Origin of the sequence: Wolbachia endosymbiont (group B) of Silvanus unidentatus, from assembly GCF_964028615.1 — a bacterium.
Lineage (GTDB): Bacteria > Pseudomonadota > Alphaproteobacteria > Rickettsiales > Anaplasmataceae > Wolbachia.
On sequence record NZ_OZ034795.1, the window covers coordinates 370,072 to 383,843 of the forward strand.

Sequence of the window (13,772 nt, forward strand, 5' to 3'; positions counted from 1 at the left end):
ACGAGATTTATTTTGTTTGTGTCCTGACATCAGAATCAAAGAAAAGGTTGAGAGAATCAGAACGCTTTTGATCTTCTGCTATTTCTTGGTCAATTTCTTCAACATCGTAACCCATTTCTGATACTACTTCCGATCGACTCTTAAATCCATTTCTTACTGCCATTTGCTGTGCTTGCTGGTCTTTCAGTGGATCCACCCAATCAAATCCCTGTGGTATCCATTTTACTTCTTCTTTCGCTGCTTTTGCCACTTTTTCATCTATACAGAGTTCTCCACACAGTACTGCTAACTCTAGCCATCTATTCCATACTGGTCTGCAAAATTGAAATACCATAATGTTGTGTTGCAGCATAGCACATCGACGACGAAACTCTATTAATCCCGCTCTGATTGATGAATAATTAACACCTGTTAAATCTCCTGTTAGTTGCTCATATGTTATTCCTGTGCCTATTGCAATAGCTCTCAGCTGCTGTCTCATGAATGCTTCATAACTTCCTCCAACATCAGATGGCTCTGAAAATTTTATGTCTTCTCCTGGGTCTAAAAGCTGCATAGTTCCTGGCTCTAAACCTGATAGTGCTACTCCTTGCTCATTACTTTCACCTTCTCCCATGATATTTGCTTCTGGATCAAGTCTGGTAATAAATCCAGCAAACATCGCTGCAGTTTTCTTTCGAACGAGTTCTGCATCATCATATTGATCAAGTTCATAAAGTTTCAAAAGTACATTGGAAAGCCACGGTTCTCCTCTAATTTGCCCAGGTCTTAAGGGTTTATAAATATGTAAAACATCATTTGCTGGTACTCTTACAGACTCACCAAAAGTACTCTCACCAGGGTGTTCTCTAAAAAGGTAATAAGCTTCTCTTTGCCCAAGTCTATTGAACTCAATCCCGTTTCTTATTACATTACCATTTGCTAAAGTTTGATTTGTTTTATTGTCTAAATGTTCAGACTCAAGTACTTGCAGTTGTAATGGCACAGAAAATCTATCTTCCAGCTTTCTCGTTCTTAAACGTACAAAACATTCTCCTCCCTCTATCATACTTCTGCATACTAGAGCTTGTAATCCATAAAAATCACTTATTCCACAGCTATCTGCTTCGTCTGTCCAATTTAGCCATAATTCCTGAACTTTCTTTCGAAATTCCCCATCTCTTGCTTTTGATTGTGGTTTTATTCCTGTTCCAATAGAGTTGCTTACTATCGTATCAATTATATTTGCAGCGTAAGGATTTTTTCTCACCATGTCACGTGATCGACTACGCAAGTGCTCAAGGCTTTGAGAAAGCAAATTATTTATGCTTCCTGCTTCTCCTTGCCAATACATTACCCTTCTTCCTGAGCCTGCTGCATCCCATGCAGAACTTTTGATTTTTGGCTTGCCAAATAATTGTTTGAAGGTTTTTAACATCCTGATAACCAAAATTCTCTTAATTCTTTCAAAGTTCCGTTAAATTTATTTCTGTCACATTTTCCGATTCCTTCTACTTCATGCGGCTTTGCTCCTGTTTGACCGTCGGTATATTGCCATAGAGTCCAGTTCCTCCATCCTATTGGTAATGTCAGTTTTGTTCCCCATTTTGCTAACCATAGTGGACATTCTGTTAAAGTTGGGGTGGCAAAATCCTTGAGAAAACTAGGGCTTCCATAAATTAACGGCAAACGTCCGGTTACTAAATAGACCCTATTTACAAAGTCCTCTGCTTGTTTTGGCATTATGCTTTTTCCATCTTTGTTTTCCTCAATGTCAAGGGCTAACAATATATTTGAACTATCACCAATTGTTTCGAGAAAATGCTCAGCTTGGTCTTTGCCGCTTTTTTCCCCGACACCAAAATGGTATGCACCCCAAAGCAATTCCTCTTTTTCAGCGGCTTTCCTTCTTTCTGTATAAGTTGGATCTATGTATTTTAGCCCCTGGGTTGCTTTATGAATAACTCCCAATATTCCATCTTCTTTTGCTAATTTAAAATTTATGTTTTCATTCCAGTGCGACAAATCTATTACTGCATTTATAAGCATACCTGGTGTAGCGGTAGCTATCATATACCTCAAATGCTCTAGAAAATCTGGGTATCCATTTTCTACCATGCAACTTCTCATACCACTCCTTTATTCGTTGAAATAACAATCTTTCTTTTTGGTTTTTGACCTTCAACCTTGAGCTCAGCCTTGATTCTTTGTCTTAAGTTTAAAAGATCGTTTATTTGCACTTCAGCATATCTCACAACATGGTCACCATATGCAATTGATACTACTCGCTCTCCGCTTTGCAGCTTCTTTATTGCTTGTTCAACTTGAAACAAATACTCTTCGTTATACATTTTCCAGCCACTTACTCTGTCTTACTTTTTTAGGCTTTTTGCTTTCCGTTTTTCCACTCAAACTATTCCATTTACTCTCTGGCCAACGATCAATTCCAAGTGCAATAGATGCTGCTCTCGCATAAATTCGGCAATCTAGTACTTCATTTCTTTCTCTTACCTTTTGCCACTCTTGTTTGGTGTATCCTTTTACTACCTTACTGACTAATTGCTCTGCCGTTAGCTGCTTAAAATATTCAGGTGCATACTCCGGAAAATGACAGTATCCTGCTGGAGCTTCTTCACCTTCTTTTAAAATATTAAGTAGCTGAAAAAGCTCTGATTTTAATATCGATACTCCCACTGGCCAGAGCTTTATTCCTCTTTTCAGCTTTTGCCCACCAACTGTTATATCTACTCTACTTGGGCTGCCAAGTGGTACTAGCGCTTTATTTACACCTTTCACTGCCATCACTCTTCCAGAGCCTTGATGACCTCTTACCCAGTTGTATACTTCTTGTGTCGCATACCCAGCATCAACCGCCATCATACTTATCATGTATTCAAGACCATTTTCACCGATAAAATGATGATTTAAGAGCTCAGAGAGTTTTCCCCATACTTCTCCTCTTCCAGTATCACCTTCAAATACTCGGTATTCTATTGACCAACTTTCGCGGCTTTTTCCCCATGCTACAACTTCTACTTCTAAACGATCTTTTTGGACATCTACTCCTGCAGTAAGCACCACTTCTCTCCTAGGTACTGTGCCTACGGGAAAAAATTCTCTCCTGTTAAATAATTGCTTCCAGTCTGGTACTTCTCCTTTATCTACCCAGGTTTCTCCAAGTGTAGTATTTATCCAAACCTTCAGTAATTGTTCACTTTCTTTTGCATGAAGAAAATCTTCTACTGCTTGAGTCCAGCTATACCAGCCTACTGGACTATAAAGACTTGAAAGATGAAATCCTTTTTTCTCACCTTTTACTCTATTAGTAGGCCTCCATTCTCCACGCTCAAGCATCTCTGTCTTTTGATGATTTTCTATCTTTTCACCACATTCTATACATATATAGTGTGCTGTATTTGGATTTTTATCTTCCCATTTTATTTGTGACCATTTTAATATTTGGTAATAATTACAATGCGGACATGGTACAAAAAAATATCTCTTATCTGTTGCTTCAAATTCTTTCTCAATTCTGCTTATTCCATGAATCGTTGGCGTTGATACTAAAAAGATCTTTCGCCGTGCAAATGTATTGGTACGAGCTATGCTGAGCAGTACTGGATCTCCTTCTCCTCCTGAGTCTCCTGGATATGCATCTATTTCATCAAGAAAGAGGTATTTTACTGGCATAGAGCGAAGTCCTACACTGCTATTTGCACCTGTTATTACTACAATTCCACCTGGAAATTCCTTACTTTGTACAGTGTTGCCTGAGTCTCTTGACCTTGGGTCTTTTACTTTACTTTTTAAACATGGTGTACTTTCAATCAGTGGTGCAAATCTTCCCTTCGACCAACGCTTTCCCATTTCAACTGTAGGCTGCACAACTAGCATTGGACCTGGTGTTTGATCGATGATATAGCCTATCCAATTGTTACCTGCTTCTGTTCCTCCAATCTGCGCTCCTTTCATGAATACTACTTTTTCTACTGGCGAGGACGGAGAAAGTGAATCCATGATTTCTTTTAAATAAGGAGTTCTTTCTGTTCTCCATTTACCTGGCTCTGATGCTGCAGTTGGCGCTAAAACTCGATACTCATTTGCCCACTCTGACACCTTAAGCTCTGGATCTGGTCTTAAACCTTCAGAAAAAGATGTGGCGTATATCATTGTCTGCATCTACTCATAACTGGTTCTATCTCAACATCATTAACAATAGAACTACACTCCTCAACAATAGAACTACACTTCTCCATCTCCATAAACATCTTTTTCTGAAATTTGTTTTCTATATATCTTCTGCTCATCTCACTTATCATTAGTGCTATAATAATCGCAAATATCCCTGTTGTTGTTGCAAAAATGATTGCACTGCTTATTGTTGTTGCTGTTAAACCTATATATGCTGCCATTACTACTGCGCTAACTGTAATACAGATGCAGATAATATTATTATGTTTTTTCATCCTTTTATCTGCTATTTCTCTCTGTGCTATATATTTATTATGAAGGGTTGGAAAATTGATAACGGTATCTCTGCAGAGCAATGCACCATTTTTTTCAGTAAATAAAACTTTAAGTAACTCCAAATTATTTGATTTGATTGCTAAGTGCAAAACAGGTGTATAATTTGCTCCTTTTTTCAGTAGTAATTTTACTACATGTAAATGTCCTTTTTCTGCAGCAAGGTAAATCGGTGATAGACCTTTATTATTTACAATATCAATATCGATTTCTTCCTTTAAAATAGATTCTACAATCTCAATTTCTCCTCTTTGTGCAGCTAAATGTAGTAGACTATTCTTTTCAGAACCGTATTTATTACTCATCAAAGCCTTCTTTATCTCAGGTTTAGCGTAATCAAATGGTGTCTTGCCGCTATCGTCTTTTACCAGAGGGTCTATATCTTCTCGCGTTAGTAAAACTTCTATTGTTTTCAGTCTTTCAGCATAATGTAGTGGTGTTTTATTTTCGTAGTCCTGCAAATTGACTTGAGCATTAGGCTCCTTTATTAAGCATTTGAAGACACAAATCTCTTTCATCGTAATTAGTATTACTTACAGCTATATGCACAGGTGATAATTTCATCGAGTTTTGTCCTACACGTGCGCTATTTACATCTGCTCCTAGCTCCAGTAATAACTTTACTATCTCCAATTTTTTGTTGTTAACTGCATAGTGCATCGGTGTCTGATTTCGTGCATCAAAAACCTCGATTTCAGCATTTCCTTCTCTTATCAAAATCTTTACAACTTCTGCATGTCCTATTCCTGCTGCTAGATGTAATGGAGTATGATGCAAAGTATTTCGTACATTAACGTCAATACCTTTTCCTATCAAATATCTAACTGCATTAATTTCACCTATCATTGCAGCTAAATGAAGTAAGCTATCTTGTTCTGACCCGTACTTGTTATTAATTAGCGCTTGTAATATTTCTGCTTTTTTCCCTTCTTTGGCGTAATCAAGAGATGTTTTACCATCATTATCTTCTACAAAAGGATTAATGTTCTTTTTCGTGAGTAACAGATCTACCATACTTAATTCATCAAACTCTATAGCGCAATGTAGTGGGGTTTTTCCGTTTGATCCTCTAATGTTTATATCTACCCCTGGTTGATTAATGAGGCACTTTATTAACTCCAAACTTAGGTTATCAGCCATTTTATATTCAAAATCTTTTTTATATTTGAAATTTAGTATTAGATAATTCTTGTAATGAGTTTGTAATCTCTTCAGTTAGCGCCATATGAATCTTTTCAGTGTCACTCAGTGATGCAAGCAGTGCTGAAACTCTATTTGGAATATTAAGCAAATTATTACGGACAACTCTTGCTACGTTAAATGCATCGCGCTTTACTTCCTCTACTGCTACAAGTTCTCCTATTTCAGCCTTAGCTTTTGCCTCAAGCAATTTACCACGTTCCATTTCATTTTTTATTCTAGTTTTTAGCAACATCGTGGAAAGTTTTTCTCCGCTTTCTGAATAGTTTTTTCTCCTCAGTGGTTGACTTGGATCTCTTATTGTTTCTATAGCCCTGTTTGCTTGTTCTCGGTCAATGAGTCCATCCTCCAGCTCAACTATTCCTTTCTTTACTAAATAACAGACATATTGCTTTGAAAATCCTTGTTCTCTTGCCCATTCTGTTTGTGTTATCTTTTCCACTTTTTTTTCTCTTCTCTCTTTTGTGTCTCTTTATCTACGAATTTTCTTCTTGAATCTCTGAAAAGGTTTTGCCAGTACCGGCTAAAATTGCATCTCTTCCCGTGTATACTTGCCAACGTTTTATGGTTACATCTACAAATTTTGAATCTAGCTCTATTGTTCTGCAAATTCTTCCTGTTCTCTCACATGCAATCAGTGTACTTCCAGAACCGCTAAATGGATCAAGTACTATGTCTCCTGATCTGCTGCTGTTTACTATTGCTCTCTCCATTAGCTCTACTGGCTTCATCGTTGGATGTAGTGTATTATGTGTTGGCTTATCATAAAACCACAGATCACTTTGATTTCTACCCCCATGCCACTCACGTTTATTGCCCCTTTTCCATCCATAGAGCATTGCTTCGTATTGTCTTTGATAATCAGACCTTCCTAGCGTAAAGTGACTCTTTGCCCAAATGATAAATGTTGACCATTTTCCTCCCGCTTCCTCAAATGCTTTTTGCAACGTTGAAAACTCTGATGATGATATGCAAATGTAAATTGCACCTTTCGTATATGCTAAAATATGGGAACAGATATCGTAGAGAAAAAGTTCGTACTTTTCACCTTGATTATCGTTTAGTATCTTTTTATCCTCTCTTTCTTGACTGCTACCATAATCAACGTTATATGGAGGATCACAAACAGTAATGTCTGCCATTTTATCATCTAACAGCGCTTTATATGATTCAACTACAGAGCTATCACCACAATAGATTCTATGATCACCTAAAATCCAAAGATCACCAGGTTTTGTTACTTTTTTGTCATCAACAACTAAGTCAGAAAGATCTTCTTCTTCACCATCTAAATCATCAAGAAACCGTTGAACTTTTTCTAATTCAAATCCAGTCATTTTAAGATCAAACTGCAAATCTTCTAACTCTTGAATTTCTACCTTTAAAAGATCATCATCCCACTTTGCCCAATTAGCTGATTGATTTGCCAGTAACCGAAAAGCTTTAGTTTGTGGTTCATTTAAATTATCACTTAAGACCACTGGAATACTCTCCATACCAAGTTTTCTTGCTGCTTTAAGTCTTAAATGACCATCAACCACAGTTCCATCGCTTTTTGCAACTATTGGTATACGAAAGCCGAATTCCCTGATTGAAGCACACATTCTATTTACTACGTCATCATTCTTACGTGGATTACGCTCATATTCGACCAGATTTTGAGTAGGATAGTAGTGGATTGCTAAATTCATATAATTACTGTACTAATTAAAAAGTTAATATTCAAAATATCTCTGACGCTAAAGAAGGCCTGGGGTCAGCACCACCAAACCCGCCAGTATGGCCGAAAGGACCCACTTTTTATGAGCTTATTAATATCTTTCCATAACATAGAACATCAAAGCTAAAGCATCTGCTTGATTATCATCTCTAGGTGAAAAACCTTTTTCACGTATCGCTTCAATAACTTCACTCTTACTTGCATTGCCTTTGCCTGCTATAAAGCGTTTTATAGTTTTAACATTAACACCTTGGTAGGGAATATTGTTCTCTTCACACCAAGCAGATAGAACGGCAAGAAAACCACCGTAGCAATGAGCAGCATCAGTTCCTAAGTGTCTTCTTACTTCCTCAAAATACACTGCAGAAATGTCTTTCAAAGAATTAAGCCAATTACGAAAGTTTAAGAAACACATTCCACCTCCACTGAAACGGCTACCATGAAAACTTTTGCTCCCACTTTCAATTATTCCATCTGTTAGAATTGCCCAGCCCGTTTGTTTGCCGAGGTCCAGTGTTAGGATTGACATTTATTTGAAACTTTTGTGTTGAAGCGCATGGAGGTAAACTAACCTCGTTGAAACAATACCCTTCTATTATATATATACCGGATTTCTTACTACTTTTTCCGGGATTTTCTAAAAAAAAGTTAAAATAATTTTTAATCACAAAAAATGAAGAGACTGTAGAAAAAAAAGGGGTTCATATTGCCTTTTCTGTTGTTTTCTTGGCATTTTGTAGTGATTTATGTTAGATTACTTGAGTTTATTTAGGCTAAAATATATATAATGTCTATTTACGGGAGAACATGGTGGGGTAAGAAATGGCTTCAATCTTTCAGTGAAGTTGATTACGATAACCGCCTTTCACGTGGTAGAACTTATGCTAATACTGGTCGAGCTTTTGGTATTCAAATCAACGGCAATACAATTACAGCCAAAGTTAGTGGTTCAAGATCTCATCCATATAAAGTTAAAATAACACTCAATGAATTAAATTCATCAGCTATCCGTTGTATTATTGAAAATTCGCCCTCTATATTGCCTAAATTAATAAATAGACAATTACCAACACTTTTGTTTGATAAGCTTAACGACTCAGGTATTAAATTATTTCCTTCGAATTGGGAAGAAATGAACGCAAGTTGCAATTGTCCTGATTGGGCTATGCCTTGTAAACATATTGCTGCTGTAATTTATCTTATTGCTGCAGAAATTGATAAAAACCCTTTCGTAATTTTCAATATTCATAATTGTGACTTGTTGTCGCTGATTGATGATTTTGGAAATGGAAAATTAGAAAACATTCAAAGTATTCTAAAAATTAATGATCTATTTAAATCGTCTTCTAAAGTTAAAGTATATGACCAAGTAACCTTAAATGATATTGATCTATCGACTATTCCTAACCTTGCCAGCTGTATCGAAAATATCTTGACGAATAATCCACTCTTTTTTGAAAAAAATTTTCACAGTATTCTGCAAACAGCTTACAAGCATTGGCAAAAATATCCTACGGGGAAATCAGATTATTTTTTCTACTCTTCCAAGAAAAAGCTATCGGAAGAAGAATTGTTTACTAGCAAATGGGGAAGTATTGAACACTGGCAAACATTTCAATTATTTATCAATGACCAATACCAAGTTATTCAAGTAAGCAATGGTATAGCTAATTCATTTATGCTTAGCGAAAGTGTTTCGAGGAATATAGCACAATTTTTAAACGATATTCCTATTTCATTACTGCATAAGCTTAATCCTGAGCTTCGCTTCATGCATATGATTTCACAGTTTGCACGTATGCTCATGGAAAAATCAGCACTAGTACCACAAATACTACAAAATAAAAGAGGAGAATTTATAATTAGGTGGATCCCTGCGTTGTTTAATGAATCAGTTAAAGAAATTCATAGAAAAATATCATCTATGTGTCCACCTCTACTAATTCAATATCAGAAAACTTCTATAGAGCCTGAAGAACAGGTTAATATTGCAATTTCTTTAATCCTTTTGGGATACATGGCAAATAATTTTCCTGCAGCACTTGATAAGTATAGAGAAAAGAATACCTTTCCTTCATCGATGGATAAGTATAGAGACAAGCACATCTTTGCATTATTTTTTACTGGATCAGCATACAAGTTTAGTGAGTTTAGCAACAGAGAAATACCTCAAGCAATTAATCTCTGGTTATCACGGCTTTATTTAACAGATAAACCATACAAACTTTACTTAATGGTAAAAGATTATTATGAAAGATTTGAACTTGATATACAGGTATCTTTAGATGATGGAAAATCGATAATAAAGCTGAAAAAAGCATTGTCTAACTGCAGCACAAAACTGAGCATTTTATCTGATATGGGAATGCTGTCCGAATACATACCTGAGCTAGAAAGATCGATTGACGACAGCAGTAGATTACTGTTTAGCTTAGATGATTTTGCACCATTGTTTTTAAATATCTTGCCGGTGTTAAAAGCAATTGGCGTTATAGTTATCTTACCGAAATCACTGGAAAAAATCCTAAAGCCAAAGTTGAGTCTTAATTTATCTGCTAAAGGCAAAATTGAAGAAGATCGGAAAAGTTTCTTAACGCTTGAGAAATTATTGAAGTTTGATTGGAAAATAGCGATAGGTGATAAAGAGATAAGCATTACAGAATTTAAAAAGCTACTGAAAGATTCTCGTGGACTTATAAAGATTATAGACCAATATGTGCTTTTGGATGATAAGGAGGTAGAAGCTCTACTGAAAAAATTTGATAAGTTACCTGAACGCTTGAGTCAAGCAGAGCTGATGCAAGCTGCTTTAGGAGGTGAACTAGATGGAGCAAAGGTAGGACTTGATCAGCAGATTAAAAGCCTATTTGAAAAGCTTAACACTTATGTACCTGTTGATGTACCAAGTAACCTAACAGCACAGTTACGTCCATATCAAAAACGTGGATTTAGTTGGCTTGTGCAGAACATAGAGACGGGGTTTGGTAGTATAATTGCTGATGACATGGGTCTTGGTAAAACACTACAAGTTATTGCAGCCATTTTATACTGTAAGAATGCAGGATTTTTAGATGAAGATAAAGTCTTGATAGTAGCACCAACAAGCATATTAAGCAATTGGCAACGAGAGATGGAACGTTTTGCACCAGAATTAAAGCTTTTTATCTATCATGGACAAAATCGAGAATTGGCAAATGATTATGATGTAGCTCTCACATCCTATGGTCTTGCACGTCGTGATAAAAAAGAGCTTAACAGAGTAGGATGGTTTTTGCTCGTGATTGATGAAGCCCAAAATATAAAGAATCCCCATAGTGAACAGAGTAAAGCTATAAAAGCTATTGCAGCAAAAAATAAAATAGCTATGAGTGGTACACCTGTTGAAAATAGGCTACTAGAATATTGGAGTATTTTTGATTTTACTAATAAATATTACCTTGGTACTCCTAAGGAATTTAAAACTCGTTTTGCAACGCCAATTGAAAAAGCGAGAGATAAAGTTTGTCTAGAGAGGTTCATGAAAGTTACTCATCCCTTTATGCTACGTAGGGTAAAAAGTGATAAAAGCATTATAGAGGATCTACCAGATAAAATTGAAAATAATCGTTATTGTTCTCTAACTCCAGAGCAAACAGCACTTTATCAAGAAGTAGTTAACACAACTATGAAAAAGATAGAAAGGAGTGAAGGAATTGAACGTAAGGGTCTAATTCTTAAGCTTATCAATGCTTTAAAGCAAGTTTGTAACCATCCATCGCATTTTGGCAAGAAAAAGCGTGCAAGTATTGAACAGTCAGGAAAGATGCAGATGCTAGAAGAGATATTGATAGGAATTAGTGAGCTTGCAGAAAAATCATTGATATTTACTCAATACACTGAAATGGGTGAGATTATAGCTAGGCTACTTGAAGAAAAGTTTGAATCAAAAGTGCCATTTTTGCATGGAAGTTTATCCCGTAAAGCACGAGACAAAATGGTTAATGATTTTGAAAACTCATTTCGATCAAATATTCTCATAGTATCTTTAAAAGCTGGTGGAACAGGGCTTAATTTAACAGCAGCAAACCATGTAATACATTACGATTTATGGTGGAATCCAGCAGTGGAAGCACAAGCAACAGATAGAGCGTACCGTATTGGACAAGAACGTAATGTTATGGTGTACAGGCTACTTTCAACAGGTACTTTTGAAGAGCGTATTGATGAGATGATTCAAAGCAAGAAAGAGTTAGCAAACTTAACTATAAGTAGCGGTGAAAGTTGGATTACAGAATTTAGCAATAATCAATTGAAAGATTTGATCAATATAAGAAATGCTGTATAAAAAACAAGTTCAGCTATCCACTTCTTATCTTAAAAATGTAAAAAAACAACATTTGGCCTGCTAACACATATCTTATCGCATTCGGACTATTATAAGAAAGGCTATATAGAGTATGAATCTGATTTTGATGAATTAATTAAAGCAGGTGAGAAAATAACTACAACAAAGACCAGCTTGTAGTTGAGTTATCTGTGTTTGACATCTTGTCTACCACCTTTTGTTTTAATTTCAAGGGGGGTGACCCACCCTTTAGAAAGCCCTATCTGCCAATAAATAGTGAAAACATAAATCTTTGTCTCCATTGTACGCGATGAAATTGGAGACGTAAATAAATAAATTTAGATCTTTATCTCCATTTTAAGCAGTTTACGAGCTCCATAGCTTATGTTTATGGCAAAACTTTTTTTCTTTAACTTCACCTACAATTTATTTATAGAGATTATCTAAAATAACCAGCTTTTATTGCGCCGATTTAAAAGATCGTCCACTTTTTTGAAAAAATATTTTACAACAAATAAAAAACGTGATAGACTAGAGTAAGGCTTTTTTATAGCAAGTAAAAGTTTAAGGTAAGAAATAATTTAAAAATGACTCTTAACCGGGTTTTGAGCTGCCTTACATGAGTAACTTAGGTTCTGATTGTACAATTGTACCCTGAAGTCGGGAGAGTAGACCGGCGGAACTTCCCCACCAGTCTCTCGCAGAACTGTGCATGAACCTCTCAGCTCACACAGCTCCCATTATTTAGCCTTTTGATCCTTGTCCTAGTTCCCAGTGGTAGAAAATATTTGGAGACCTTTTTCTCACCTTTCCTAGAAATTGGCTCGCTAGTCTTCCATGAGCTCGAAGTTTCTTATATTTTTTCCTAGCCCACTTTATTAGGTATCTCTCTATATTTCTGAGAGTTGGATGCATCTCTGATTTATAAAACCTGCCATAATACTGAAACCAGCCTCTGACTATGGGATTTACTTTCTTTGATATCTCCTCCATGGTTGTAGATGTTTGCCTGTGTATTTTCCATGATTTTATAGCTTGGTGGATCTTTTTCTTGGCTTTGTTGCTAATTGCAGGCATAAATAAGACTCTATAACCCTTAACTTTGTTCTTTGCTAACCTAGGTCTAAAAGTGTAGCCTAGAAAATCAAAGCTTTGTTTGGGAAATTCGCCCTTCCTGTAGTGGTCCTTACAGTACACTATTTGTGTCTTCTCAGGATGTAGTTTTAGCTTATACTCAGCCAATCTTTTTCCGATCATTACCTTGATAAATTCCGCCTGCTTCTGAGTTTTGCAGTGTACTATCGCGTCGTCTACATACCTCTCAAATGGCATGGTTGGATAGTTTTGTCTCATCCACATATCAAATACATGATGCATAAATATGTTCGAAATTATAGGGCTTATCGAACCTCCTTGCGGAACTCCTTTATCCCTAACTACCTTACTACCATCTGCTTGCTGAATAGGGACTTTCATCCACCGTTCAACGTACAGTATGACCCATTTGCAGTCTGTATGCTTCTTGATTGCTTCCAATGCTAACTCGTGATCCAAATTGTCGAAAAATCCAGATATATCCAGATCTACCGTCCAATCATTCTTCCAGCATCTCTTGCAAGTCGTACTTACCGCGTCCAGTGCAGATTTGTTTGGTCTATAGCCATACGAATCTTCATGAAACTTCTGGTCTACCAACGGCTCAAGATACATTGTGGCAGCTGTTTGTGCTATCCTATCTGTTACTGAAGGGATGCCTAATATTCTCTCTCCTCCTGTAGCTTTTGGTATTACAACAGCTTTTACTGGCTCTGGAAAATAACTTCCGGATGACATCTGATTCCATAATTTGTATAGATTATCTTTTAGATTTTCCTCAAACTTTGTTATCGAGACCCCATCTACACCTGCCGCTCCTTTATTTTTCGATACTTGTTTATAAGCTTTCCAAATAAGTTGCTTTGGTATATCAAAAGACTTTGTTTTATTCATTAACTCCTCCCTTTCGGTTGATAAATAATTAAAACT

General features: G+C 36.3%; 9 protein-coding genes and 1 pseudogene. 1 reads left to right on the forward strand and 9 read right to left on the reverse strand.

What is annotated here, in order from left to right; all coding sequences use genetic code 11:
• Positions 1-7 precede the first annotated feature (7 nt).
• The 8 genes and pseudogenes from ABWU65_RS01665 to ABWU65_RS01700 all read right to left on the reverse strand — a co-directional run bounded on the left by ABWU65_RS01665 (position 8) and on the right by ABWU65_RS01700 (position 7,952).
• Positions 8-1,417: a phage portal protein gene (locus ABWU65_RS01665; RefSeq protein WP_264685442.1), complete on the reverse strand. Its 1,410-nt coding sequence runs from the start codon at positions 1,415-1,417 to the stop codon at positions 8-10.
• Positions 1,411-2,109 (reverse strand): glycoside hydrolase family 25 protein, encoded by a 699-nt coding sequence (locus tag ABWU65_RS01670; protein WP_264685441.1) that lies wholly within the window; start codon positions 2,107-2,109, stop codon positions 1,411-1,413. The genes ABWU65_RS01665 and ABWU65_RS01670 overlap by 7 nt, the downstream gene beginning before the upstream one ends.
• Positions 2,106-2,330: a gpW family protein gene (locus ABWU65_RS01675; RefSeq protein ID WP_230609214.1), complete on the reverse strand. Its 225-nt coding sequence runs from the start codon at positions 2,328-2,330 to the stop codon at positions 2,106-2,108. The genes ABWU65_RS01670 and ABWU65_RS01675 overlap by 4 nt, the downstream gene beginning before the upstream one ends.
• Positions 2,323-4,149, reverse strand: a complete 1,827-nt coding sequence (locus tag ABWU65_RS01680) for a phage terminase large subunit family protein (RefSeq protein WP_264685440.1) — start codon at positions 4,147-4,149, stop codon at positions 2,323-2,325. The genes ABWU65_RS01675 and ABWU65_RS01680 overlap by 8 nt, the downstream gene beginning before the upstream one ends.
• Positions 4,146-5,643: pseudogene (locus ABWU65_RS01685) on the reverse strand (ankyrin repeat domain-containing protein). Before ABWU65_RS01685 ends, ABWU65_RS01680 begins: the two are co-directional and overlap by 4 nt.
• A gap of 19 nt (positions 5,644-5,662) precedes the next feature.
• The gene (locus ABWU65_RS01690) at positions 5,663-6,145 is read right to left on the reverse strand and encodes a hypothetical protein (protein WP_264685439.1); all 483 of its coding nucleotides are present in this window, start codon (positions 6,143-6,145) and stop codon (positions 5,663-5,665) included.
• Positions 6,146-6,179: 34 nt separating this feature from the next.
• Positions 6,180-7,394, reverse strand: a complete 1,215-nt coding sequence (locus ABWU65_RS01695) for a DNA modification methylase (protein WP_264689991.1) — start codon at positions 7,392-7,394, stop codon at positions 6,180-6,182.
• 120 nt (positions 7,395-7,514) lie between these two features.
• Positions 7,515-7,952 (reverse strand): Holliday junction resolvase, encoded by a 438-nt coding sequence (locus ABWU65_RS01700; protein WP_264685438.1) that lies wholly within the window; start codon positions 7,950-7,952, stop codon positions 7,515-7,517.
• A gap of 258 nt (positions 7,953-8,210) precedes the next feature.
• Here ABWU65_RS01700 and ABWU65_RS01705 point away from each other — a divergent pair, with 258 nt between their 5' ends.
• Positions 8,211-11,747: a DEAD/DEAH box helicase gene (locus tag ABWU65_RS01705; protein WP_264685437.1), complete on the forward strand. Its 3,537-nt coding sequence runs from the start codon at positions 8,211-8,213 to the stop codon at positions 11,745-11,747.
• Between the two features lie 744 nt (positions 11,748-12,491).
• On the opposite strand, the gene ltrA is transcribed toward ABWU65_RS01705, so the two are convergent.
• Positions 12,492-13,736, reverse strand: a complete 1,245-nt coding sequence (gene ltrA / locus ABWU65_RS01710; RefSeq protein ID WP_353280030.1) for a group II intron reverse transcriptase/maturase — start codon at positions 13,734-13,736, stop codon at positions 12,492-12,494.
• Positions 13,737-13,772 lie beyond the last annotated feature (36 nt).

What these genes read in the sequence shown, in the direction of transcription:
- ABWU65_RS01665 (WP_264685442.1), bottom strand. Translation starts at nt 1,417, where the DNA reads ATGTTAAAAACCTTCAAACAATTATTTGGCAAGCCAAAAATCAAAAGT.
- ABWU65_RS01670 (WP_264685441.1), bottom strand. Translation starts at nt 2,109, where the DNA reads ATGAGAAGTTGCATGGTAGAAAATGGATACCCAGATTTTCTAGAGCAT.
- ABWU65_RS01675 (WP_230609214.1), bottom strand. Translation starts at nt 2,330, where the DNA reads ATGTATAACGAAGAGTATTTGTTTCAAGTTGAACAAGCAATAAAGAAG.
- ABWU65_RS01680 (WP_264685440.1), bottom strand. Translation starts at nt 4,149, where the DNA reads ATGATATACGCCACATCTTTTTCTGAAGGTTTAAGACCAGATCCAGAG.
- ABWU65_RS01695 (WP_264689991.1), bottom strand. Translation starts at nt 7,394, where the DNA reads ATGAATTTAGCAATCCACTACTATCCTACTCAAAATCTGGTCGAATAT.
- ABWU65_RS01700 (WP_264685438.1), bottom strand. Translation starts at nt 7,952, where the DNA reads ATGTCAATCCTAACACTGGACCTCGGCAAACAAACGGGCTGGGCAATT.
- ABWU65_RS01705 (WP_264685437.1), top strand. Translation starts at nt 8,211, where the DNA reads ATGTCTATTTACGGGAGAACATGGTGGGGTAAGAAATGGCTTCAATCT.
- ltrA (WP_353280030.1), bottom strand. Translation starts at nt 13,736, where the DNA reads ATGAATAAAACAAAGTCTTTTGATATACCAAAGCAACTTATTTGGAAA.